Here is a 23,872-nt window from a genome sequence, read left to right on the forward strand (position 1 = left end):
CCAAGTACTTCCATTCCCCCGCAAACCAAGGAGTTTTCCGCATGTCGTTCCAGGACAAGGTGGCCATTGTCACCGGTGGTGGCCGCGATATCGGCCGCGCCGTTTCGATCAAACTGGCTGCCGCCGGTGCACGCGTCTGCATCAACTACGCCCATGATGAAGCCAGTGCCCAGGAAACGCTGGCAAAGATCCAGGCGGCCGGTGGCCAGGCCATCGTGCATCGCGCCGACGTCACCGATGCCGCCGCCGTGGCCGGCCTGGTCGCTGCGGTACAGGCCGCGTTCGGCGAGCGTATCGACCTGCTGGTGAACGTGGCCGGTGGCATGGTGCAGCGTCGGCCGCTGGCTGACATCGACCCGGCGTTCTTCCACGCCGTGATGGACCTGAATCTGACCTCGACCTACCTGACCACGCACGCGGTGGTGCCACACATGCGCGACGGCGCAGCCATCGTCAACTTCGCCTCCCAGGCAGGTCGTGATGGCGGCGGCCCGGGCGCATCGATCTACGCCACCGCCAAGGCGGCAGTAATGACCTTCACCCGTGCCATGGCCAAGGAGCTGGGGCCGAAGGGCATCCGCGTGAATGCACTGTGCTGCGGCATGATCGCCACCCGTTTCCATGATGAGTTCACCAAGCCGGAAGTGCGCACGGCCGTTGCCGGCGCTACCCCGCTGCGCCGCCAAGGGGCGCCGGACGAAGCCGCCGACGCTGCCGTATTCCTGGCCTCGGATGCGGCGGCGTTCATCACCGGTGCGAATCTGGACGTCAACGGCGGCACCTACTTCTCCTGACTGGAATCCTGACCATGCAGCGCTGGACGCTCCTGCTTTCATTGACGATCTGTTCCGCCGCGGCCGCGCCCGGCGCGTTGGCCGCACCGGTCTGGGTCACCGCGTGGACCGCCTCGCCGGCACCGGACCGCAAGGATGGCATCGCCGAGGCCCCCCTACAGTTCGCCGCGCAGACCGTGCGCCAGGACATGCGCATCGGCAGCCGTGGCGATGCGTTGCGGCTGCGCATCAGCAACGAACTCGGCACGGCGCCGTTACGGGTCGAGGACCTGCGCGCAGGAGTGAAAAACGGCACGTCCGCCCCTCTGCCGGTAACGGTGGATGGCCGCGCGGTCATCGAGGTGCCGGTGGGTGCCGCGCTGCTGAGCGACCCGGTACCGATGCCGGTGACGCCGCTGCAGGAGATCAGCGTGACGGCCTATTTTCCGCAGCCGACCCGCCCGGCGGTGCGCCGCACCGAAGTGCGGGTAGCGGACGGCAGGCAGACATCGGTTGCCGACAGCGTGCGGCTGAGCTACCAGCAGAACGTGTTCTCGGCAGTGATGGTGCAGCGCGCTGATCGTCCCCAGGTGATCGTGGCACTCGGCGATTCCATCACGGAAGGTGCCACCGCCCGTCGCGGAACCTTCAACCAGTGGCCGGAGCGATTGGCGCAGCGCCTGCAGCAAGCCTGCCCGAACCGGTTCGTGGTACTCAATCAGGGCATCAGCGGCAACAAGCTGCTTGACCATGGCCGCAGCCACAGCGCCCTGTCACGATTGGATCGCGATGTGATCGCGGTGGCCGATGCCGATCAGGTCATCCTGTTCGAGGGCATCAATGACATCCGCCACGGTGGTGGCACGCAGCCGCTGCCTGGACGCAGTGCGGCGGACATGCTGCTGGGCTATCAGCAGGTTGCAGCGCGACTGCATGCGCACGGCATCCGCGCCTGGCTGGGTACGTTGACCCCATTCGGTGGTTCCGAGCGCTACGAGCCCGTGTCCGCAGCGACCCGCACCTCGATCAACCAGTGGGCACGCGGTGGGAAGACCGGGTTCGATGGCATCATCGATTTCGATGCCGCGCTGCGTGACCCGAAGGCCGTGGAATCGTTGCCCAACGACATCACCCGCGACCACCTGCACCCCAATGACGAAGGCTACCGGCGCATGGCCGATGCCATCGATCTGCGCATGCTGGGCTGCACCCCCACCGAATGAGAGAGAACCGATGAGCCGCGTCGTTTGTTTCGGTGAACTGCTGCTGCGCCTGGGCGCACCCGGTCGTGAACTGCTGCTGCAGACACCGCAGCTGCAGGTCCACGTGGGGGGCGCCGAGGCCAATGTGGCGGTCTCACTGGCCTGTTTCGGCCACGATGTGCAGATGGTCAGTACGGTGCCCGGCAACGCGCTGGGCCGGCATGCCGTGGCCGAGCTGCGGCGGCATGGTGTGGGCGTGGCAGGTGTGCGTGAAGTCGACCGCGACCGCATGGGCCTGTATTTCCTGGCCACCGGCGCGCTGCAGCGCGCCAGTGAAGTGGTGTATGACCGGGCGGGTTCGGCATTCACCAACACTGCCCTTGCCGACCATGACTGGCCAACGCTGTTGCGTGATGCGCAGTGGCTGCACCTTTCCGGCGTCAGTCCCGCGCTGGGCGCCAATGTGGCCGAATCCGTCTTGAGCGCTGCACGGGCCGCACGCAGGTCAGGCGTGCGTGTGTCCTTCGACGGCAACTACCGACCTTCGCTCTGGCAGCGTTGGGGCGGCAACGCCGCCGCCATCCTGCGGGAGCTGTTCGCAGAGGCGGATATCGTCTTTGCCGACCATCGCGATATCGAACTGGTGCTGGGACTGCGCTTCGCCGAGGACAGCCCCATCGCGCGGACCGAGGCGGCTGCAGCGGCAGCGTTCGCGGCGCTCCCGCACCTGCAGTGGCTGGCCTGCACCCAGCGCGACGTGGTGAGTGCAGACCATCACATCCTGGGCGCGCTGCTGTTGGGACGCGACGGTACCCGTGCGCAGGCCCCCTCGCGGCCATTGCCCGGTATCGTTGATCGCATCGGCGGCGGCGATGCATTCGCGGCAGGCATCCTGCACGGGCTGGCGTCCGGGTTCGATGCAGAGAGCACCGTGCGCTTCGGTCTGGCGGCAGGTGCGCTGAAGCACTCCATTCCCGGAGACTTCAGTCCCGTGCGCGAGGCCGATGTCTGGGCGCTGCTGGAGAGTGACCAGTTCGACGTCCGGCGCTGATCTCGCTCCGCCCTACAGGCCGCTCAGCCTGGCCAGCGGCACACGCACGCCGACCATGTACTTCAGCAGCGCCATGCCGAGCAATGCACCGGGCGTCAGCATTCAACGACGGAAGGCTCCTGCCCGCGATGGCGGCCTGGCAGCACTGGGTGGCGGGATGTTCATGCGATCCTCTCCTGCGGAATTCAGCCCTGCACGAGGTCCTGCGCGCACCTACAGCGTCAGCAGCCACGCTTCAAGCGCCCGGGTGTCGCGCATGTCGCCCGTATAGCGATGATCGGGCACGTGCGGTTCATTCGAACCACGTACCCGCCCACGGAACACCTTCATCGGCACCGAGATCCTGGCCAGCCCGCTGGGCAACCGCTCCGGCCGCACGTCCATGTACAGACTGTCGGCGGAGGTCTCGACGCCCACCTGCACCGCGCCCAGCCGCTTCCAGAGGTCCAATGCATCCAGGCAGGCCGAGCCACAGGAAGCATCGGCCACAACCAGGACCCTGCCCTTGCGCACAGGTCCGGCCTGGCTTGCTGCGGATGCTGGATCTGCGCTGGCCTCGGATGGCTCGCGCCACAAAGCCTCACCCCGGCCGCGAGCCTGCGCCATGCCTGCCGTCACCGATTCCAGCATGCGACGCAGCTCAGGCGACGCGTCGGGCGCCTGTTCCAGCTTCTGCAGGAAGCCGCGAAGCTGGGCGATGTTGCCCTCCGAGGTCCGCCACTCTACCCAGCTGCGGTCGGGCAGCGCATCGACAGCGGCCCGGCCCCAGATCAATCGCGCCAGTTCGATGCTCCATTGCGAAGCACCGCCAGTGTTGCCACGCACGTCCAGCACCACCGTCGGTGCCTGCTGCAGCCCTTCGGTTTGCGGAGCAAGCTGTTCAAGCAGCGCGGTCAGTTCCTTGAAGTTCTGCTCCGCAGGGTCGGCATTGAAGCTGCTGGTGGTGATCCAGTAGCTGCCATCGGGCATCGCGTGCCAGCCGTTGGGGGGACGGAAGCTGCGCCGGGTATCAGCCAAGCGCTCCTTGCGCTGTGCTGCCTGCAGCGGCTGCCACCGCAGTGCATAGGATGTCTCGCGTCCGCCCACCTGGAAAACGCAGGTACGCAATGCAGGCACGTAAGGATTGCCCTGTTCGAGCAGCACTTCACCGCCACCCTGGATGCGGCTGGCCTGCAGGTTCCAGCGCCCGTTGAAGTCACCCACCCGGCGTGCAGCCAGCGTCTGCGCATCGATGCCATCGCAGGCCAGCATTCGAGCCCCCAGCGGCGGATGGCCCGGACCACCATCCACGGTCATGACCACCTGCGCATCGCCGTCGAAGCCGGTCAGGAAGCCCGGCCACTGCGTTGGAAGATCGGGAGCATCGGCAAGCGCGTTGAGGCTGACATGCCCATCGTTGAAGGAGGCCGCATAGCCCTTCATCGTCCACCAGTAGCCCGGGTAGCTGGCGACCTGTTCGGCGCGCGAGCGTGCAAGCGCCAGGGCATCGTCCAGCTGTGCGCCGAAACCAGGATTGCGCAGGTCCACGGCGCCCGGATGGCTGCCGCGCATGGCGGCGTCGGCAGCGTCCAGATCCTTCAACAGCGTATCCGACCAGTCGATCGGCGCGCCTTGCGCGGTAGGTGCCGCAAGCACTGCACCGAGCAACAGCCATGCAATGACCATGGATTCCTCCCTTCCCCGGAACAAACGCCAGTCTCGCAGTTCTACTGCCTGGCGTACCGCGCCCGCCGCAACGGGCGCGGCCTTCCATCAATGCAGCGGCACCTTCAACACCGAAGGCGCATTGGCCGGCGAACTGAAGGTCACCGTGCGACCCAGCTGGCTGATGCCCGCGTACCGCAGGTCCACGGTGTCCACCACCAGGGTCAGGCGGCTGCCGGCCGGAAGGTTCCAGCTGCTGGCTTCCAACCGCAGGTCGATGGTCTTCGCCTGCCCCGGCGTGGCACCACGCAGCGTATAGGGCTTGTGGCTGATCAGCTGGCCGTTGCCCAGCACATCCTCGGCGTACAGGTAGGCGTACAGCGTGGTGTTGGCGCGGCTGGGCGTGACGGTCAAGCGTACCTCCGGCGTTCCATCCAGGCGCTGCGCACTCCACTGGATCGGCCCCTGCCAGACACCTGCGGCGTTGCGGCCCACGAAGGGCACATAGGCGCCCGGCGGCAGGTTGATCATCTGCAATGCACCGGAGGCCATCGCCACGCCGGAATTGGCGGCGGTCAGCAGCCCGCTGCCGATCCGGTAACTCCAGCCGGTGCTGCTGCCGCTCGCGACCAGGCCGCCCGTGGGCAGCAGAAGTCCTTTGGGTGCGCTCAGCGCATAGCTGACAGCGCCGGCATTGGTCGCCTCCCAGTTCGGATAGGTACTCCAGCTGCCCTTCTGCGATTTCAGCTGTACTGCAGGCTGGCGATCGATGCCATTGGCTTCACCCTTGAGGTAATGGTCGAACCAGTCGCCCACCGAATCGTAGACCTCGCTGGGAACACCCAGAGCGCCAAAGGCTTCGTTGAGCGCATGATCGCCATGGCGCAGCTGCAACTGCTTGGGGCCTTTCAACCGGGTGAAGAAATCGACCAGCTGGCCCGGCGGGAACAGGCTGTCGTTGAAGGCGTTGGCGAGGAACACCGCTGGCTGGTTGGCGTTGATCTCATCGATGCTGGCCCCAGGGCTGCGCTGCGCCGCCACCGGCAACAGCGAATCCACCGCGCCCTGGTAGTTGCCGACCAGTACATTGCGATTGATGGTCGTCAGTTCCGGTCCCGGGCGGCCGGTGGCCAGGCCGGCTGCCACCAGCAAGGCGATGCCCTGCGCGCTGGGGGTGTCGTTGCTGTACAGCGAGGCCTGCAGATCGGCCCAGCCACTCAGCGCCGCCACGGCCTTGATGCGTGGATCGCGCGCCGCCGCCAGCAGGCTGGTGCCTGCGCCGTAGGAGATGCCCGAAACACCGATCCGGGCCGGATCGGCGCGGGTGTTGTCCAGCGCCCAATCAATCAGGGCGCTGACATCTTCGACCGTGGCTGGCCCTGCGATGTCGATGCTGCCGCCGGACTCCCAGAAACCCCGCGAGCTGTAGCTGATCACCACATAGCCGCGCCGCGCCAGCGACTGCGCCACCCCCACATACTCCACGCTGGGTACCGCCCAGCTGCTGGGCATCACCAGCAGTGGATAGCGCCCGCTGCCCGCGTCCTGCGGTTCGATGACGAAGGCCCCGAGAGGCGTTCCATCCCAGCTGGGAATGGTCCGGTGGGTGGTCTTGACCGTAGCGGCCCAGGCGGTGGGCGCCAGTCCGGTCAGCAGGATCAACAGCAGCAATACCTTGCGCATCGTCGTCTGTCCCCGTCGGTGGTGGCGCAACGGGTTGGACCGTACCAGTGCGAATGGTGGGTGGCACCTTGCGACGCAACATGACGTTTGCTGCATTGCCGGCCTATGGGATCGATGCTATGAGAGCTGGGCCCCAAGGATGAATGGACGTCATGAGGTCACGCTTCCTGCTCTTCGCTGTACTGGCGCTATGTGCGCAACGAACCGTGATGGCCAACGAGCAGGCGTTCTCCGATGCGGCGGCCCGCGAGGTCTTCCGGCGCGCCGAACAGCTCTGCAACGGAGACCGGGGTCGATTGTGGGGTCAATCCCTGTGCGGGCCGATGATGCTGGTGGATCCAAAGAGCCGGCAGGTCATCGCCTCGCAGGCAGACGCACATGGTGCGCTGAAGGAGCGCGGCGATGTGTTCGCAGGCCAGCTTCCGTCTGATGCGATCGTCGCCAACACCGCCGTGGACTGGTCCGGCACACGCTGGACGCAGCTGCTCTGGCCATTGCCGCAGGACGCGTCCAGACGCAGTACGCTGCTGGCTCACGAAATGTTCCATCGCCTGCAGCCGGCGCTGCCCATCATCGCGCCGGCGGAGGGTGGAAACGAACACCTCGACACGCTTGAAGGACGTTACTGGCTGCAGCTGGAATGGCGCGCGCTTGCGGACGCACTTGAATCCACCGATGCAGTAGCGCAGCACGCTGCGATGACGGACGCGCTCGCATTCCGCGCCGAGCGCTACCGCCGGTTCCCTGCGGCCGCGCAGGAAGAAGCGGCGCTGGAATTGAACGAGGGCCTGGCCGAGTACACCGGCGTGTTCGTCGGCAATCCGACGCCGTCGACACGTATCCAGGCGGCACTGCATGACCTTCGCGCACACGTGGGTGATCGCAGCTTCGTCCGCTCTTTCGCCTATGCCACCGGCCCGGCCTATGGCCTGCTGCTGGACCAGGCGGCACCTGGCTGGCGCGGCGACCTCGCCCACCAGGCTCGCGATCTCGGCACGCGTCTGGCCGAAGTGACGCAGGCCCCATTGCAGCTGGACGCGACCGCGCTGGGAGCGGCTGCCGCGCGCTATGACGGGCCGGAGCTGCACGAAGCCGAAACGCTGCGCGAACAGCAGCGCCTTGCGCAGCTGGAACACAACCGTGCGCGCTTCGTGACAGGCCCGGTCGTGCGCCTGGATCTGCGCAACATGCGCATCCAGTTCGATCCCAACACCATGCAGCCGTTGCCAGGGCAAGGCATGGTGTATCCAGCAATGCGGCTGTCCGACATCTGGGGCAGCCTGGATGTCACCGACGGTGCGTTGCTGCAGAGCGACTGGAAGGTCGTATTCGTGCAGGCCCCGGCAAGTGCTGAACCGCCACTGGAGGGGCCGGGGTGGTCGCTAAGCCTGAAGCCGGGATGGTCGCTGGTGCCGGGAACACGCAAGGGCGACTACGTGTTGAAGACGAACCCCTGACCATCGCTACAGGCAGCGCGATGTCCTAGCACGCCTGCGTTTCATCCACGCGCCCCATGATCTGACACATCTCCAGTGCTTGCGCGCTGTCACAGCTTCGTCGTTTCGCCATTGACCGAAAGACGACAGCTTGTGACGCTTACGACACCGCACGGCCTCCGCGGCCCTGTCATCGCGGTCACGTCCCACGCATTCCGCACTACCCGACTCCGCAGTGTCCTCACATGACCTCGCTCCGGCCCGGTCGTGGCGGGCGGCTGCGTCCTGAATCCTCTGCTGGAGAATCGCAATGCGCCTTGCAGGTTTCTTCTTCGCGTTCGTCCTCAGTACCTTCGCCGGTGCCGCCCAGGCCCAGGTCGTCACCCTCAACAAGGGCGGCTTCGTGCTCACCTACGACTGCAGCATCCACAGCGCCACCCGCTACGAATACACGCTCACCGCCGACACCGGCTCCGCCGCGCGCCCGTCCAGCTTCTACAAAGACCCGGACCTGCCGGCCGGCTGCCTCGGCCAGAACAGCACCGCGTCGTATGCCAGCATCCGCAGCGGCTATGACCGCGGCCATCTGGTGACCTCCAACCACATGGACTACAACGCGACCTACATCCGTCGCGCCAACTACATGACCAACATCGTTCCGCAGGTTTCCAGCTTCAATCAGGGCGTCTGGGTGAAGGCCGAAAACGTGGCCGAGTGCTACCGCGACATCGCGCCGGTGGATGTCTACGGCGGCGTTGTCTATGGCGACGCGTCCAACGATTACTTCCTTGCCAGCCACGGCATTCCCACGCCGGAGTTCTTCTGGAAGACGATCATCACCCGCGACCCGAACACCGGCACCGCCAAGGCGATCAGCTGGATCATCCCGAACGAAGCGAACCTGGGCACCCTGGACAGCTACCTGGTGACCATCGCCGACCTCGAGGAGCTGCTGGGCGCCAGCTATGTGGCGATCAACGCGCCCGCTTCGCTGAAGAACATGCTGCCGGCCACCACCTGGCCGCAGCCGGCGGGCTGTGATCTGAGCTGATCCGCCAGGACGCCCGTGCGGTCGCGAATCCGACCGCACAGGCGCACTTCGCCTGGACAGGTACGGCGCAGTTGGATTCAGTGCTCTGCCACCTGCACCACCACTTTGCCGAACGGCCCCTGATGCAGTGCTGCCAGTGCCGCAGGCAGGCCGGCGAACGAATGCACGCTGTCGATGACAGGCTGCAGGCGCTCGCGTTCGATGAAGCCGTTCATCCCCTCGAAGGCCCGGCGATGGCCAACCGAAACCCCCTTCAGGGTCGCGCGGCGCAGCATGAGAGGAACCGCCGGCATGTGCAGGTTGGGATCCTCGAGGAAGCCGATCTGCAGGATGTGCCCGCCCACTGCGAGCGCCTCCACGCTCTGGGCGAGGTTGCCGCCTCCGAGCAGCTCAAGCACATGATCGACGCCCTGCCCTCCGCTCAGCTCCATCGCTCGCGCGCCCCATGCAGGATGCTGCCGCGTGTTGATCGACGCCCATGCACCCAGCCGTTCTGCAAGGGCAAGCTTGCTGCCACTGCGTGAAGTCACGATTACCCGGGCTCCCAGCCGCTGGGCGAACTGCATCCCGAACAAGGAAACGCCACCGGTCCCCTGCACAAGCACGGTCTGGCCAGGAGCGAGTTGGCCGGCCTCGACCAGTGCAAACCAGGCCGTCAGCGCCGCCACCGGCAACGTGCTGGCCTGCAGGTCAGACAACGAGGGGGGCGTAGCGACTGCCACGTCCTCCGGCAGCACCACATACTCCGCCAGCACTCCCGGCAGCGGACCGCCCAGGGACAGTCCGTGCTGCAGCATCTCGGGCGGAGGCGCGCCATCGAGCCACTGCGTCCAGAAATTGCCCATCACCCGCTGGCCAACGCTGAAGCGTCGCGCTGGGCTTCCGGTTTCGACAATGACGCCGGCCATGTCCGAAGCGGGAACAAACGGGTGTGGCAGCGGACCGGACAACAGTCCGCCGTCGATCACCAGGCGATCGCGGTAGTTGAGCGACACGGCACCGACCTTGACCAGTACCTCACCAGGGCCTGGCCTGGGAATGGGGCGCCGTACGCAGCGCAGGTGAGCAAGGCCCGGGGCATCGAGCTCCCAGACCTTCATGGTCGAAACAGACATGGGAAATCACTCATTGGCGCGCGGAAATGCGCCAGGAAAGTCTATTGACGCATGGATGTGTTCAGTGACGGGATATTGTCGATACACTGAATCCATAAATTCCCCAATTGACGCATATGACCAGCTACAGTGCGGCGCGCCTACAGGGCATCAGTGTGTTCGTCCAGGCCGTGGACGCCGGCAGCTTCACCGCAGCCGGTCTGCGCATGGGGCTGAGCAAATCGGCCGTTGGCAAGAGTGTGGCCACGCTGGAGCGGCGACTGGGCACCCGGTTGCTGGATCGCACCACGCGCAGGCTGGCGCTCACTGTCGAGGGCGCCGAGTTCTACCAGGTCTGCCGGCGCATCCTGGCCGAACTGGACGAAGCCGAATCCAACGCAGCGTCGCGGCGGCAAGAGGTTTCCGGCCTGTTGCGGGTCAGCCTGCCGGTAGCGTTCGGGCAGCGCTGGGTGATGCCGGTACTGATCGGACTGGCGCAGCGCCATTCGCGGCTGCAGCTCGATGTCAGCTTCACCGACCGCAGGGTTGATCTGCTCGAGGAAAACGTCGATCTGGCCGTCCGCCTGGGGCCGCTTGACGACAGCAGCTCGCTCTCTGCCCGCGCGCTCGGCCGCCAGCATGCCGTGATATGCGCTGCACCCGGATACCTGGCGGCACGTGGCGTCCCGGTGCGCGCCGAGGATCTTGCCGGACACGACTGCATCACCTTCGGCCGGCAGGGGCACGCGCTGCCCTGGACGGTGCCGGACGGCTCCGGCGGGCTTGTCCAGCACCGCATTGAAGGGCGCCACCGCATCAGTGACGGCGATGCGCTGCGTAGCGCATTGCTGGCCGGGCTGGGCATTGCAGAAGCGACCACCTGGCTGGTGGGGGACGCGCTGCGCAGCGGCGCACTGGTGGCCGTATTCCCTGCCTCGGGTAGCGCGGGCGCGCCCCTGCATGCGCTCTGGCCTACCACCCGCGACCTTGCTCCCAAGGTGCGTGCCGCAGTGGATGCGCTGGTCGAGGCGTTCGTTCCGTCTCCACCGTGGGAAAATACCCGCTGATCGCCCCCATGGCTGTTGTTTCAAGGAGCTGTAGATGTCCCGTTTCCCCTTCGATGCCGTGCTGTTCGACTGCGATGGCGTACTGGTCGATTCCGAGCCGCTGGTAGCCCGCGTGCTCTCGGAGATGCTGACCGAGCGCGGCTGGCCGCTGAACCCGGCGCAGGCCGGTGAGGTGTTCCTGGGCCAGTCCGTGGCCCATCTGGCCGGCCTGATCGAAGAACGCACCGGCAAGCCGTTCACCGAGGAATGGCTGGAAGAGTTCCGCCAGCAGCGCAACCGCGCGTTGGAACGTGACCTGGTTGCCATCCAGGGTGCGCCCGAGGCGGTGCGTGCGATCGCGGTGCTCACCGACGGCCGGATTGCATGCGCGTCCGGCGCCGATCTGCACAAGGTGAAGCTGCAGCTGGGCAAGGTCGGCATCCTTGATGCCTTCGGGGCCCACGTGTTCAGCGGCCAGGACATGCCGCACACCAAGCCGCATCCGGATGTCTATCTGGCCGCCGCCGCTGCGCTGGGCGTGGACCCGAAGCGTTGCGCGGTGATCGAGGACACTGTTACCGGTGCAACGGCCGGTGTGGCCGCTGGCGCAACCGTGTTCGGCTTCAGTGAAGGCGGTCCGCACCACAGTACGCCGGAGGCCCTGCGTGCAGCGGGTGCACAGGTGATCTTCCAGCGCATGGAAGACCTACCCGCCCTGCTTGCCGCCCATGCGGTCGACGCGGTCGCCTGACCTTGCCTCAGCCCGCAGCGACGAATGCGGCGCTGCGGCGCCTTCCGGCGTAGTGCAGCACGAACAGGTAAAGGCCGGTGAACAGTTGCAGGAACAGGGGTAGCAACGGCGAATAGGTGATCCACGCTGCAGGTTCGCCCTGCCCCAGCCCGCGAACGGCGAAGTTGGCGATCACCGCCAGGGTGAACACGATCGAGGTCCAACGGTGCACCGGCCGTGCCCAGCCACCGCGGCTCATTGCCGGCGCCTCGTCTCGGAGCGGGCTTCGATCATCTTCCAGCCATTGCCTGATGGATCGCGGAATCCGGCGTCCACGGCGCCATAGCGCTCGATCGGCTCCTGGGTGAATTCCACGCCCAGCGCCAGCCATTGCGTGTAGCGCGCCTGGCAGTCATCCACGGCCAGCACCAGCGGCGGCATTGCGCCCTTGGCCACCAGCTGCTGCAGCGAAAGCGCGGTGGCCGCATCGTGGGTGGGCGGGCCAGGCACGAACAGGCCCAGCTGGAAACCGTCCTGGCCCGGGCTGCGTACCGTCAGCCAGCGGTAGCTGCCGTTGCGTACATCGGTATGCACTTCGAAGCCGAGCTTGCCGACATAGAACGCGAGCGCCTCATCCTGGTCGCGCACATACAGGCCGACCGTGTTCACAGTGTTCGTCATGGGACCTCCCTCAGGCGGGGTCCACGTTAGCAACCGCCTCGCGGCGGCGCTTCTCCAAAACTGCGATCTTCAGGTCCGGGCGCTGCGCGGCGCGTGCATGGCATTCCGGCACGCTGGCCGACGCCGCCCGGGTTGCACGCTCACGCTCACGCACATTGCCCGGGCTGTCACCGGTGATGTCACGGAAAATGCGGCCGAAGGTACCCAGGCTGCTCCACCCGGTCTGCGCGGCGATTTCAGTGACCGGCAACTCGGTGTCACGCAACATCGCCACGGCCCGTTCGATGCGCCGGCTGAGGAGATAGCGGTGCGGTGGCAGCCCGAAGGCCTGCTTGAACGAGCGGGCGAAGTGCGCCGGCGACACCGCACTGACCTCGGCCAGGCGTGTGACTGGCCATTCCTCATGGCTGGCCCGGTCCATCCGGTCCTTGGCACGCAGCAGGCGTCGCAGCAGTTCGGGGCTCTGGTTCACGGCGTCACCGCTTGCGCCAGATGATGGCGTGCTGCGTGCCGTGCCTCGGCGGCCTGTTCGACCAACCAGTCACGGAATGCGATGACCTTGGCGCTCCCACTCCGCGCCGAGGGCGCCACGAACCAGAAGCTGCGACCGTCGCTGGCGACACCCGGATGCGCCTGCACCAGGCGCCCGCTCTCCAGCTCGGCCTGGAACAGGATCGGCGAACCGATGGCGATGCCCTGCCCTGCGATCGCGGCACCGACATCCAGATGCTCGACGGCGAAGGGCGTGACCAGACTCCCTGGTGCCGGCGGTGGAAGGTGCCCGTGCGCGGCGAACCACAGGGCCCACCAGTCCGGCCGACCGAGCAGGGGAATCTCCAGCGCGGTGCTGCCCAGCCCACGGGCCGCCGGCAGCAGCGCCGGCGCACACAACGGCATGAAAACGCTGGGGAACAGCGGCGTGGCCTGCAGCCCAGGCCACTCGCCATGCCCGTTGCGGATGGCGGCATCGAAGTGGCCGGCGGCAAGATCCTGCGGCTCTGCCGACAGATCCAGTTCCAGCAGGAGCTGCCGATGGCGGGCGCGGAACGTACCCAGCCGCGGCGTCAACCAACTGGTGCCCAGCGTTGGCAGTACGGACAGGCGCAGTCGCGCCGCATCCATGCCAGCGGCGCGCATGAAGCTGGCGCGTAGTGCGTCGAATGCCCGGGTGGCTTCCTGCGCGACGCTGGCACCCACCACCGTCAGTTCCACGTGCTGTGCGTGGCGCAGGAACAGGCAGGTACCGGTCTGGGCCTCCAGCCGCCGCACGTGATAGCTCACCGATGCCGCAGTGGTGTCGAGCTCCTCGGCGGCACGCGCGAAGCTGCCCAGCCGCGCCGCCGCCTCGAAGGCGCGGATGGCGGCAAGCGATGGCAGCTGGCGTTGGGTGACCATAAGTGTGACTTAGCCTGAGCCCCGATATCTGCGTGGTCAATCCCCTTCGTACCCGCAACGATGGGGTACCTTCGGTAGGGGATCACGCATATGGATCGACGGCAGTTCCTGGTCACCCTGGCCGCCACGGCCGCGTCCACCGCCCTGCCCTCCGGGTGGGCCCTGGCCAGTCACAGCGATGACTGGAAATGGTTGCAGGGCACCTGGCAGGTCCGGCACCAACGCCTGAAGGAGCGGCTGGTGGGCGATACCCGCTGGGAAGCCTTCACCGGCGCCAGCGCGGTCTGGCTCACCCTGGGCGGGCTCGGCACCATCGATGACAACGTCATGGCACTGCCTTCGGGTCCCTACAGGGGCCTGGGCGTGCGTGCCTTTGATCCGGTGTCTTCCACGTGGTCGATCTGGTGGATCGATGGCCGCAATCCTGCCCATATCGAAGCCCCCGTACGCGGCGGTTTCAAGGGCGATGCCGGCAACTTTCGCGGCACCGACCGGATCGACGGACGCCCCATCGACGTGTGGTTCCGGTGGCACGCCATCCACGGCGAGGAGCCGTGGTGGGAACAGGCATTCTCCGACGACGCCGGTGCGCACTGGGAGGTGAACTGGCGCAACTGGTTCCGCCGCACGGCTGCGGCCCCCTCTCCGCTTCCGACGCTGCCGGATGCACCGGGCGATTTTGATTTCCTGGTGGGCCATTGGAACGTGCGCCATCGTCGCCTGCGCGCCCGGCTGGCAGGCAGCGATGCGTGGGACGCGTTCAACGGCACCCTGCACAACTGGCCGGTACTGGGAGGATTCGGCAACGTAGGTGACAATCTGATGGACGTGCCAGGAGCGCCGCTGCGCGGCATGGGCATCCGCGCCTGGAATGCGGCTGAGCGGCACTGGCTGAGCTGGTGGCTGGATGGCCGGGAACCGACCCGGATCGGCGCGCCGCTGCGCGGTGGTTTCGAGGCCGGTGTCGGTCGCTTCTTCGGCGAAGACCAGCACGACGGACGAGCGATCCGGACGCGGGTGATCTGGTCACGCATTACCCCGCGTTCGGCGCGCTGGGAACAGGCGGCCTCGACCGATGGTGGACGCAGTTGGGAAACCAACTGGGTCAGCGACTTCGAGCGACAGGCATGAAGGCGCTGCTGGCCGTGATGCTGCTGGTTGCTGCGTCGCCTCCCGCGTCTCCATCCAGGGTGCTACGGATCGTCGGACCCGCCGAGCGCTTCGCCCCGGGCGTTGCATCCACGCAATACGACGAGATTCGACTGACCTTGAGCCCGAACGGTAGAACCGCACTGTGGTTCAGCCGCAACCGGCCCGGCGGTCCGGGTGGGTATGACATATGGGTTTCGCGCCACGACGGGCAGCGCTGGCGGCCGGCGACGCCGGTGCCGTTCAACACGCCGGGACGTGACTTCGATCCCGCCTTTTCCGCCGATGGCCGCGTGGTGTATTTCTGTTCGGATCGAGCAGGCGGCCAGGGTGGTGACGATCTGTATTGGGTCAGCGTGGGGAGCGACGGCCGATTCGGGGAGCCGGTCAACCTTGGCCCCGCAGTGAACAGCGCGGCCGATGAGTTCGCGCCGATGCTCTCGCCAGACGCAGCCACGCTGCTGTTCTCCAGCGATCGTGCAGGCGGTGCGGGTGGCCATGACCTCTACGTCGCAGCGATGGTCCGTGGTGAGGCGCAGCCCGCGCGGCCACTGCCCGGAGACCTCAACACCTCGGCGCAGGAGTTCGATGCCACCTTCCTCGGGGATGGCCGTACTGTGGTCTTTGCCCGCGCTCTCGACTTCGGCAGCGCACCGGTGCGCCAGTTCATTGCCTACGAACGTGGAGGCCGTTATGACGCGGGCCATGCATTGCCCTCGCCCTTGAACGAGGCGTCCAGCGACAGCTACGGCGCGATGCTGGATGGCTCGCACCCCGGCATGTTGACCTATTCGGCGCGGCGTGCGGACGGTGCAGGGTTGGACCTGTACCGCATCCGCTACCGGATGAAGCGCCCTTGAAGGCGGATGTTGTCGATTCCCGGCACCCCGGTTCGTCGAGAGGATGAATACCCCAGGAGAAAATGCAGATGCCCTCCCATCAGTCCCTTGCCTGCGCCTGCGGCCAGGTCCGCCTGACCGCCACGGGCCAACCCATTGCCACCGTCGAATGCTGCTGCGACAGCTGCCGCAAGGCCGCCGCCATGCTGCAGTCGCTGCCCCGAGCACCCGAAGTACTGGGCCCGCATGGCCAGACGCTTTTCGTAATGCACCGCAAGGATCGCGTCAGCATCGACGCCGGACATTCCATGCTGCGTGCGTTGCGCTTGTCCAGCAGGGGCGGCAGCCGCCGCGTCCTGGCGGGCTGCTGCAATACGCCGCTGTTCCTGGAGTTCAGTGGCGGCCATTGGCTGAGCCTGTATGGCCTGTTGTGGCCCGCATCGGAAAGACCCGTCGTGGAGATGCGGACGATGGTCAGTGATCTTCCTGATGCGTCTGTCCTTCCGGACGATGTGCCGAACCTGCAGACCCGGTCGCTGCGGTTCCATGCACGGTTGATGAAGGCGTGGATCGCCATGGGCTTCCGCAGCCCACGCATCGAAGTCGCGGGAGATAGCCATGTCTGAGCCCGAGCGGATCGAGATCGAGAGCATCACCACGCCCGGGCACATCCAGCGCGTGGATCGTGCCAAGTATCTCGTCATGCGCCATGCCTTGCTGCAGACCCTGCCTGCGCAACCGCCAGGGTTGACCGTTGCGCAGGCCAAGCAGGCGCTGCTGCCGCACCTGCCCGCCGCCCTGTTCCCGGCAGGCGCCACCGCCGGCTGGTGGTTGAAGGCCGTGCAGCTGGACCTGGAGGCCAAGGGCGTGATCGAGCGCGTCACGGGCAAGCCGTTGCGCCTGTTCAAGCACCTCGCGGCCGGCTGATCAGCGCTGCGCAGGCAGCTCCAACCGGTGCTTGCGGCATAGGCGATACACCGTCACCCGCGAGATCTGCATCTGCCGCGCGCACTCGGAAACGTTGTAGCCGGTCTGGCGCAGGGTCTGCAGCAGCACATCGCGCTCGGCCTGGCCCCGCGCATCGTGCAGCATCGCCCCAGGCAGGACCGCCACCGATGCGCCCAGCTCCAGGTCACGCTCGCTGATCAGCTCGCCCTCGGCCATGATCGCCGCACGCTGCACACGGTTCAGCAGTTCGCGTACGTTGCCGGGCCATTCGAAACGCCGCATGGCCTGCAACGCTGCCGGGGCGAAGCCACGTGCGCGCACCGCGTGGCGCAGGCGGAAGCAGCGCAGGAAGTGCTCGGCCAACAGCTGCACATCGGCACCGCGCTCACGCAATGGTGGCATGAGCAGGCGCAGCACGTTCAGACGGTAGTAGAGATCGCTGCGGAACCGGCCCTGCGCCACCGCGTGTTCCAGTTCCACGTGGGTGGCAGCCAGCACTCTCACATCCGCCCGCAACGGCTGGCTGCTGCCGACGCGCTCGAAGGTGCCTTCCTGCAGTACACGCAACAGGCTCGTCTGTGCCTCCGACGGCAGGTCACCGACTTCGTCCAGAAACACCGTGCCGCCGTGCGCGGATTCGAACACGCCGATCTGCCGCTTGTCGGCACCGGTGAACGAGCCACGTTCGTGGCCGAACAGCTCCGACTGCACCAGGTTGGCCGGAATCGCACCACAGTTCACCGCAATGAAAGGCCTGCCAGCACGCCCCGACAACGCATGCAACGCATGTGCGGCCAGTTCCTTGCCTGTACCGGTTTCGCCGGTGACCAGCACCGGCAGCTCCACCGGCGCGAACTTGTGCAGCACCGTGCGCACCGCATGCAGCGCAGCGCTTTCACCAATCAATGCGTGCGGTCCCTGCCCGCTGCAGGTTGCGTCGACAGGCGGATCATCTGCGTCGAACTGTTGGCGCATTGCGCAGACCAGATCCTGCAGGCCGAACGGCAGCGTGAAGCGGGCACAGCATCGCTGCAGCAACGGCAGCCAGGCCGCTGAAGCAGGTCCGGCACCCGGTGGCAGTACCGCCAGCCAGGGTAGATGCCGGTGCTGCTCGATCCACGGTACCAGCAGCTGCAGCGCGACCGCATCGAGGTGGCGCAGATCGAGCACGGCGAGCAAGCGATCGCGCCCGCGCAGGCCAATCGCCATGGCGGGATCGGGACGGATGCTGCGCACATACCAGCCTGCTGCCGCCAGCGCACTGCGCTCGTTCGCCAACGGCTCGCCAAACCAGAGCACGCAACGTGACGTTGAAGCCTCCGGGACCGCTGCCATGCTTCCCCCAGCATCCGGACACCGTCGGCGGACTGTCAGGCAATCACCGGCGTGCCGCCCCCCGCCGGGACCTCTACGGCCACCGGGGCGGCCTTTGTTGGGCGGATCCTAGCGCTTCCCTAAACGGCGGCGCAATGAGCAGTGCGTCAAGAAATTCCTGGCTGAAGCGGCACCGTTGCAGACCGCGACGCCACCTGTAACACGGATGCGACAGTCGCCCGCCGCCCTTGCCCTGCGGTGCCTTGGGGCTTCGAAATCCCAACAATTCCACGACGTGCCTGTAACAGCGTGGCAGCAGCCCGGTCAGGTGCGGCACGGTGCCGACATTGGCCGGTGGGCACTTCGGAGTTGGCACGGTTGATGCGTGGTTCCGCCGCACCCATCGCGGGAGATCGGCATGGACGGCTCCACCCTGATTCGCGGCCTGGCCGCAGCACTGGCAGTGGCCCTGCTGTCGGTTGGCGCGGGCGCATCCGCATCCGGCGCCCGCCAAGGCGTGAAGGCACAACCGGGCGAGATCGTCCTGCTGCGGGATGTATCCGCGCGCCCGGCATATCGCATGGCACCGCCGGGCATGGCGCTGATTGCCGACCCGAAGCCGAAGCGCGAGATCGCCACCGCATTGGGTGCCGGCGGCACAACAACCGGCATGGACGAGTTGAGCGATGAGGACTATGCCGGCATGGGCGCCGGCCAGGCTGCGTCCATCGGGGCTCCGGGTGGCACCACCGTTGAACGGGTCACCCAGCAGGCCCTGGGCGGCACGCTGGGCCGCAGTGGCGACGGCATGGTCGGCAGCAATCTGGGGGGTGCCATGAGTGGGCCGCTCGGTGCGGTCGGCAGCAGCACCCGCGGTATCGCCGATACCGTGCGCGGCGCACTGGCCCAGTTCCCGCTGCAGGGCACGGCCCCGGCAGGTGGAAAATGAAGCCCCTGCACGGGTTGCTTCTGCTGCTCGCTGCCGCGCCCTGGGCGACCCGGGCCGATGACTACAGCGGCATGCTCGCCTATCTCGACGTGGCCCGCATCGACGGCCACGCACTTGCCGGAACAAATGGCGCCATCGCCGTGAACCAGGCCGCCGGCGACCTCAACGTGCAGGCCAACCTACGGGGTATCGCCAAGGGTGATCGCGCCGACGTCACGATCAATGCGCGGCAACTGCAGCAGGGCAACCGCGTGCTGTCCGGGCCGCTGCAGGCCACTGCATTCATTGGCGGTGACGCACTGGCCGGTGCCAGTGGCATCGCATCCATCAACCAGGCCAGCGGCATCGCCAACACGACGCTCAACGTCGTCAGCGCGACGCTGGCCCGACAGGGCATACGCGAAACCGACGATACGGCCTTGGCCGCCGAGGGTTCCGCGTTGGCAGGGGGGCGGGACGACACCGGTCACGGCGTCGCGACGGGCACCCGCAGCGCAGGTGTAGCCAGCACCGCACTGCGGGGATTCGACGGGGTCCTGCAACTCAATCAGATCGCGGGCAACGGCAACGACACGGCCAACGTATTGGGCCTGGTCGTGCAGGACCGCCCGTGACAACCACCCAACCGATGCACCACCTGATGAGAGAGAGGGCACCATGAAAGCGACCGTCAAACAGACCATGCTCGCCATGGCGATTGCCACTGCCTCGACCGCCGCTGCGGCCAATGGCTGGGACAACCAGAACGCCAATGCGAACATCAACCACAACCACACCGTCAGCGAAACCCGCAACGACACCCACAACCATACCGACAACGACGTACGCAACCGCACCGTCAACGTCAATGTGCAGAAGCACAGCAACATCCAGGCCGACGAACGCAAGGAAAAGAACAACCACGGCGTCGACGTGAACCTGGAGAAGGACCTGCGCCTGAGCACCGACATCAACTTCTCCGGTGACCCGAACATCACCGGCGACATCGATCTCGACTCCGCCGCCATCGCGGTGATCGACAACCGGCAGTCGATCAGCAACAACGCCACCAGCAACAGCCTGGTCACCAACAGTGCCTCCATCGGCGACAGTGTCGGTGCCGGCGCTTCGGGCAACCTCGGCTTCAACGTGGTGTCCGGCGACAACAACGCGCAGGACAACGCCGCGTCGCTGTCCGCGGCCGATGCATCCTTCAGCTTCGGCATGGCCGATGCCGAAGTGTTCGTGAACCAGGCCGGATTCGGCAACGCCACCATGAACTCCGGCGTCACCAACGCCGCGGGCCTCGGCGGCAACGCTTTCGGTGGCGCTTCGGGCAACATCGGCGTGAACATCGCCTCGGGCAACAACAACGAGCAGAAGAACGCGCTCGCGGCCTCGGTGGCGACCACCGCAGTGGCGCAGTCGAGCATCAGCTCCAACCAGGTCTCCACCGGCAACACGGTCAGCAATGCCGGCTTCGTGCAGTCCTACACGGATACCGTGCAGGTCGGCATGCGTGGCGGCGTCAGCGGCCTGACGCTGGCCTATGGCGCGGGCACCTACCGCGGTACCGGCAACGCCTACCAGATGGCCAACTACTACCTGGATACGTGGAGTGGCGAGCTGCCACACCCGGGTGGCAACAGCACCGGCCACATCGACCTGGACAACCAGATCCAGAACGCCACGATGAACCCCAACCGGCCGGGGGTGGGCGGCCTGGGCTTCGATACGCGTGAGAGTGGCACCAGCCAGTTCGTCGAACTGGGCGTGGCCGACCTGTATGCCAGCCTCAGCGGCACGGTCAGCACCACGCGCTGGGTGAACGTCAACGCCACCAACACCTCGGCATTGTCCGGCAGCGCCTTCTCCGGCGCCTCCGGCAACATCGGCGTGAACGTGGCTGCAGGCACCGGCAACCTGCAGGCCAACAGCCTGGCCCTGGCAGTCGCCCAGCCCAGCACCGGCGGCGGTGGTGGCGGCGGCGAGTAGGCGCAACACCCCGGCCGTCCGCCAATGGTCGGGTTCCCGGGAGCCCCTGTTCCTCCTCCCCCTTGGGACAGGGGCTCCCCCCTGCTGCCGGAGAACGTGATGATCCGTTGCCGCCTCTCGATGCGCCTGCTGGCGATGCTGTTGCTGCTGGGTACCGCCTCCGCGTGGGCGGGCGAGGTGCGCTTCAGCGGCGTATTGCCCAATGGCGCGTTGCTGCAGCAGAAGGTGGAGAGCATGCAGGAGCGGCGCTACCGCAACGTGGTGCGGCAGCACACCGATTACAGCTGCGGGGCCGCCGCGCTGGCCACCATCCTGCGCCACGCCTACCACCTTGATACCGACGAGGCGACGGTGATCGAGGGAATGATGGGGGTCTCCGATCCCGCTCTGGTAGCCGAGCGCGGCTTCTCGCTGCTCGACATCAAGCGCTACGTGGAATCGCTGGGCATGCGCGGTCGGGGCTACCGCATCGATGAAACACGACTGCGCACCCTTCGCGTGCCAGGGCTGGTGTTGATGGACGTGCGCGGTTTCCGCCATTTCGTGGTGCTCAAGCAGGTGCGCAACGGCATCGTGGACGTGGCCGACCCGATCCTGGGCAACCGCAGCTTGGCCCTTCCGGAGTTCCTGGCCGCCTGGCCATCGCGCGCGGTCTTCGTGGTGATCGGCAGCGACTTCGATCGCAACACCGCTCTTCTGCAACCCAGCGAACGGCCAAGCGCCCGCGCGCTCTACGCGCGGCAAGGGCCGATCACCGATGCCGAACTGGTCGACTTCGGCTTCAGCCACGCCGACCTGTTCTGAAGGAGGTTCGACCATGTTCCGCCAACCGATGATGATGGCTCTGCTGCTGGCCTTCCCTTCCCTGCCCCTGCAGGCGGCAGAGGGTGCTCCCGGTCGCGGCCTGAAGGAAATTCCGGACCCGGAACTGAGCCTGATGCGGGGGCGCTACACCGTGGGTGGCAACAACGTTGCCTGGTTCGGGGTCACCATGGTGTCGCAGTGGCAGGCCAGCAACGGCGCGACGCTGCAGGGCAGCCTCACCCTGGGCATGGACTTCCGTGGTGGTGGCGCGCCGAAGCTGAGTTTCCAGCCCAGCGTGCATGTCACGGCAGCCGATGCGCCGCTGCCCGATACCCACGGACGCAGCATCGACAGCAGCGGCCTGGCCAACGCCAGCGGCCTGGTGCAGAGCGTGCAGGTGGCCGGCGATGGCAATGTCGCGCGCAACGTCACCACGCTGACCGTCCGCGAGGGTGGCGTGCCAGCCGTTCTCTCTGATGGCGCAGGCAACGTCACCGCGCAGCAGGCCGGCGCCAGCGCGACCGCCATGCTGGAAGGCAACCAGGCACGCCTGCTGCTGCAGGTGGATGGCCAGGGGCTGGTGCAGCAGTGGATCCGCAATGGCAGCGTCGGCCAGGGTATCGCCCTCGCCGGTGACGGCCAGATCGCCAGTAACCAGCTGCGGCTGGAGTTGGTGCGCAACGCCGTGGGCAGCAACCTGCCGTTGAGCCAGAACGTGGCCCAGGCGATTGCGTTGAACCGCGGCATGGGGCCAGGCCAGTAACAGGGCCTGGCATTGGGGGAAACGCTCCACAACGCAGGACACCAACATGCACACCCTGATGAGGATCACCCCGTTGGCGCTGGCGGCGCTGGCGGGCACCGGCCTTGCCGCACCGCCGATGTCCGACGATGGCGCTGACGTGCAGGCCCTGGCCAACCAGCTGGAACAACTGAAGGCCAACTACGCACAGGAAGTGCGGCGGTTACGCGAACTGGACATGCAGGTCCAGGCCATGCAGGCGCGCTTGAGCGGGCGGGTTGGCCCGGTCACAGCCCCACCGGCCGCGCCATTGGCGCAGGCGGCCGCCGCCGGGGTCCCTCCGAGCAGCGAGGGCTACGCCAGTACCGCCGCCGAGGCGCAACAGGCCAAGCAGGAGTCGCGGCGCAGCGTGGACGACGTGAAGCAACAGCAATCGGCCCTGTTCTCCCGCCGCTTCACCATCGAGAACAGCCTCACCTACGCCCGCTACGACCGCAAGCAGCTCACCCTCAACGGCTTCCTCGCGCTGGACGCCATTTTCCTCGGCAATATCGCCATCGAGAACGTGGAGTCCGACTCGCTGACCTACAACGTGGCGGCCCGCTGGGGTGTCAGCCCGAACCTGACGCTCAACCTGGACGTGCCTTACCTGGCTCGGCGCACCGTATACCAGAAGGGCGGCGCCGGCGGAGCAGCGGCCGCCATTGCACAGGAAGAGACCAACGGCAACGGCCTGGGTGATATCGGGCTCAGTGCGAACTACCGGTTGTTCGGCGAACGCGGCTGGCGCCCTGAGACCGTGCTTACCGGCGGCGTCACCGCCCCCACCGGGCGCGCACCCTACGGCCTGGACTGGAAGGTGATCGAGCGCGATGACGACGACTACATCCGCTTCGCCGTGCCGCGCGAGCAACCCACTGGCAACGGCGTATGGCAGGCCAACCTGGGCCTGTCGATGGTGAAGACCGCCGACCCGGCCATCCTGTTTGCCAACATCGGCTACGTGCACTCCATCCCGCGCGGGTTCAACGACATCGACAGTAATCCGGACACGGTGAACCCGGGCGATGTGAAGCTGGGCGGCTCGGTGTACTTCGGCGCAGGCGTGGCCTTCGCATTCAACGAGCGGACCAGCCTGAGCCTGTCCTTCAGTGACCGCATCAGCGCCCGCGCTTCCACCCGCTTCCAGGGCGGCAAGTGGATGAAGGTAATCGGCAGTGATGCCAATGCGGCATCACTTAACCTGGGCGTGACCTATGCGTTGAACCAGCACACCACGCTGGTGACGCTGCTGGGCATCGGGCTGACCCCGGATGCGCCGGACTTCACGTTGGCGTTCAAGATTCCGTACATGTTGTAGCTGCATC

Annotated in this window: 25 protein-coding genes; 17 read left to right on the forward strand and 8 right to left on the reverse strand. The window is 66.7% G+C overall.

The features are described from left to right. Positions 1-41: 41 nt before the first annotated feature. Genes ABE423_RS00760 through ABE423_RS00770 form a run of 3 tightly spaced genes read left to right on the forward strand, consistent with a single transcriptional unit; the run spans position 42 to position 3,026 of the window. Positions 42-794, forward strand: a complete 753-nt coding sequence (locus tag ABE423_RS00760; protein WP_180837175.1) for a glucose 1-dehydrogenase — start codon at positions 42-44, stop codon at positions 792-794. Positions 795-808: 14 nt separating this feature from the next. Continuing rightward, a complete protein-coding gene (locus tag ABE423_RS00765) occupies positions 809-1,996 on the forward strand; it encodes a GDSL-type esterase/lipase family protein (protein WP_180837177.1) in 1,188 nt (395 codons plus the stop codon). Positions 1,997-2,006: 10 nt separating this feature from the next. Then, positions 2,007-3,026 (forward strand): sugar kinase, encoded by a 1,020-nt coding sequence (locus ABE423_RS00770; protein ID WP_180837179.1) that lies wholly within the window; start codon positions 2,007-2,009, stop codon positions 3,024-3,026. Positions 3,027-3,239: 213 nt separating this feature from the next. Here the strand turns inward: ABE423_RS00770 and ABE423_RS00775 are convergent, their stop codons facing one another. Together ABE423_RS00775 and ABE423_RS00780 are read right to left on the reverse strand one after the other, a co-directional pair. After that, entirely contained in the window at positions 3,240-4,691 is a 1,452-nt protein-coding gene (locus ABE423_RS00775) for a S41 family peptidase (protein ID WP_180837181.1), read from the reverse strand. Positions 4,692-4,778: 87 nt separating this feature from the next. After that, a complete protein-coding gene (locus ABE423_RS00780) occupies positions 4,779-6,353 on the reverse strand; it encodes an alpha/beta fold hydrolase (protein WP_346484615.1) in 1,575 nt (524 codons plus the stop codon). A gap of 143 nt (positions 6,354-6,496) precedes the next feature. Between ABE423_RS00780 and ABE423_RS00785 the strand changes: the two genes are divergently transcribed. Both ABE423_RS00785 and ABE423_RS00790 read left to right on the forward strand, forming a co-directional pair. Continuing rightward, a complete protein-coding gene (locus ABE423_RS00785; RefSeq protein WP_197615889.1) occupies positions 6,497-7,810 on the forward strand; it encodes a hypothetical protein in 1,314 nt (437 codons plus the stop codon). A gap of 289 nt (positions 7,811-8,099) precedes the next feature. After that, positions 8,100-8,840: a DNA/RNA non-specific endonuclease gene (locus tag ABE423_RS00790; protein WP_180837186.1), complete on the forward strand. Its 741-nt coding sequence runs from the start codon at positions 8,100-8,102 to the stop codon at positions 8,838-8,840. A 77-nt stretch (positions 8,841-8,917) separates the two neighbouring features. Here ABE423_RS00790 and ABE423_RS00795 read toward each other — a convergent pair whose 3' ends face one another. Beyond that, a complete protein-coding gene (locus ABE423_RS00795; protein ID WP_180837188.1) occupies positions 8,918-9,955 on the reverse strand; it encodes an NAD(P)-dependent alcohol dehydrogenase in 1,038 nt (345 codons plus the stop codon). A gap of 116 nt (positions 9,956-10,071) precedes the next feature. Here ABE423_RS00795 and ABE423_RS00800 point away from each other — a divergent pair, with 116 nt between their 5' ends. Together ABE423_RS00800 and ABE423_RS00805 are read left to right on the forward strand one after the other, a co-directional pair. Then, positions 10,072-11,001 (forward strand): LysR substrate-binding domain-containing protein, encoded by a 930-nt coding sequence (locus tag ABE423_RS00800; RefSeq protein WP_049401502.1) that lies wholly within the window; start codon positions 10,072-10,074, stop codon positions 10,999-11,001. Between the two features lie 34 nt (positions 11,002-11,035). Further along, positions 11,036-11,731 carry an HAD family phosphatase gene (locus ABE423_RS00805; RefSeq protein ID WP_346484616.1) on the forward strand — a complete coding sequence of 232 codons (696 nt, stop codon included), beginning with the start codon at positions 11,036-11,038 and terminating at the stop codon, positions 11,729-11,731. 7 nt (positions 11,732-11,738) lie between these two features. On the opposite strand, the gene ABE423_RS00810 is transcribed toward ABE423_RS00805, so the two are convergent. Genes ABE423_RS00810 through ABE423_RS00825 form a run of 4 tightly spaced genes read right to left on the reverse strand, consistent with a single transcriptional unit; the run spans position 11,739 to position 13,786 of the window. Next, positions 11,739-11,969, reverse strand: a complete 231-nt coding sequence (locus ABE423_RS00810; RefSeq protein WP_346484617.1) for a hypothetical protein — start codon at positions 11,967-11,969, stop codon at positions 11,739-11,741. Continuing rightward, positions 11,966-12,391 (reverse strand): VOC family protein, encoded by a 426-nt coding sequence (locus ABE423_RS00815; RefSeq protein ID WP_071228312.1) that lies wholly within the window; start codon positions 12,389-12,391, stop codon positions 11,966-11,968. Before ABE423_RS00815 ends, ABE423_RS00810 begins: the two co-directional genes overlap by 4 nt. 10 nt (positions 12,392-12,401) lie before the next feature. Beyond that, on the reverse strand, positions 12,402-12,863 hold the full coding sequence (locus ABE423_RS00820) for a helix-turn-helix transcriptional regulator (protein ID WP_346484618.1): 462 nt from the start codon (positions 12,861-12,863) through the stop codon (positions 12,402-12,404). Further along, the gene (locus ABE423_RS00825) at positions 12,860-13,786 is read right to left on the reverse strand and encodes a LysR substrate-binding domain-containing protein (RefSeq protein WP_049461072.1); all 927 of its coding nucleotides are present in this window, start codon (positions 13,784-13,786) and stop codon (positions 12,860-12,862) included. The genes ABE423_RS00820 and ABE423_RS00825 overlap by 4 nt, the downstream gene beginning before the upstream one ends. 90 nt (positions 13,787-13,876) lie before the next feature. On the opposite strand from ABE423_RS00825, the gene ABE423_RS00830 reads away from it, so the two are divergent. The 4 genes from ABE423_RS00830 to ABE423_RS00845 all read left to right on the forward strand — a co-directional run bounded on the left by ABE423_RS00830 (position 13,877) and on the right by ABE423_RS00845 (position 16,701). Then, positions 13,877-14,917, forward strand: a complete 1,041-nt coding sequence (locus tag ABE423_RS00830) for a hypothetical protein (RefSeq protein ID WP_346484619.1) — start codon at positions 13,877-13,879, stop codon at positions 14,915-14,917. Then, a complete protein-coding gene (locus ABE423_RS00835; RefSeq protein WP_346484620.1) occupies positions 14,914-15,795 on the forward strand; it encodes a hypothetical protein in 882 nt (293 codons plus the stop codon). Before ABE423_RS00830 ends, ABE423_RS00835 begins: the two co-directional genes overlap by 4 nt. 62 nt (positions 15,796-15,857) lie before the next feature. Further along, the gene (locus tag ABE423_RS00840) at positions 15,858-16,400 is read left to right on the forward strand and encodes a DUF6151 family protein (protein ID WP_346484621.1); all 543 of its coding nucleotides are present in this window, start codon (positions 15,858-15,860) and stop codon (positions 16,398-16,400) included. Beyond that, positions 16,393-16,701: a hypothetical protein gene (locus tag ABE423_RS00845; RefSeq protein ID WP_346484622.1), complete on the forward strand. Its 309-nt coding sequence runs from the start codon at positions 16,393-16,395 to the stop codon at positions 16,699-16,701. Before ABE423_RS00840 ends, ABE423_RS00845 begins: the two co-directional genes overlap by 8 nt. On the opposite strand, the gene ABE423_RS00850 is transcribed toward ABE423_RS00845, so the two are convergent. Continuing rightward, positions 16,702-18,057 (reverse strand): sigma-54 dependent transcriptional regulator, encoded by a 1,356-nt coding sequence (locus tag ABE423_RS00850; protein ID WP_346484623.1) that lies wholly within the window; start codon positions 18,055-18,057, stop codon positions 16,702-16,704. A gap of 397 nt (positions 18,058-18,454) precedes the next feature. Between ABE423_RS00850 and ABE423_RS00855 the strand changes: the two genes are divergently transcribed. The 6 genes from ABE423_RS00855 to ABE423_RS00880 all read left to right on the forward strand — a co-directional run bounded on the left by ABE423_RS00855 (position 18,455) and on the right by ABE423_RS00880 (position 23,865). Then, on the forward strand, positions 18,455-18,985 hold the full coding sequence (locus tag ABE423_RS00855; protein WP_346484624.1) for a hypothetical protein: 531 nt from the start codon (positions 18,455-18,457) through the stop codon (positions 18,983-18,985). Continuing rightward, positions 18,982-19,599, forward strand: a complete 618-nt coding sequence (locus ABE423_RS00860; RefSeq protein WP_346484625.1) for a hypothetical protein — start codon at positions 18,982-18,984, stop codon at positions 19,597-19,599. Before ABE423_RS00855 ends, ABE423_RS00860 begins: the two co-directional genes overlap by 4 nt. 43 nt (positions 19,600-19,642) lie before the next feature. Further along, a complete protein-coding gene (locus ABE423_RS00865) occupies positions 19,643-20,959 on the forward strand; it encodes an adhesin (RefSeq protein ID WP_346484626.1) in 1,317 nt (438 codons plus the stop codon). A gap of 99 nt (positions 20,960-21,058) precedes the next feature. Beyond that, positions 21,059-21,763, forward strand: coding sequence for a C39 family peptidase (locus ABE423_RS00870; protein ID WP_125894787.1), 705 nt, complete (start codon positions 21,059-21,061; stop codon positions 21,761-21,763). Positions 21,764-21,776: 13 nt separating this feature from the next. Next, positions 21,777-22,526: a hypothetical protein gene (locus ABE423_RS00875; RefSeq protein ID WP_125894789.1), complete on the forward strand. Its 750-nt coding sequence runs from the start codon at positions 21,777-21,779 to the stop codon at positions 22,524-22,526. A gap of 46 nt (positions 22,527-22,572) precedes the next feature. Then, entirely contained in the window at positions 22,573-23,865 is a 1,293-nt protein-coding gene (locus ABE423_RS00880) for a transporter (protein WP_346484627.1), read from the forward strand. The last annotated feature ends 7 nt before the right edge of the window (positions 23,866-23,872 follow it).

Source organism: Stenotrophomonas sp. TWI1409, assembly GCF_039673015.1.
Classification (GTDB): domain Bacteria; phylum Pseudomonadota; class Gammaproteobacteria; order Xanthomonadales; family Xanthomonadaceae; genus Stenotrophomonas; species Stenotrophomonas maltophilia_A.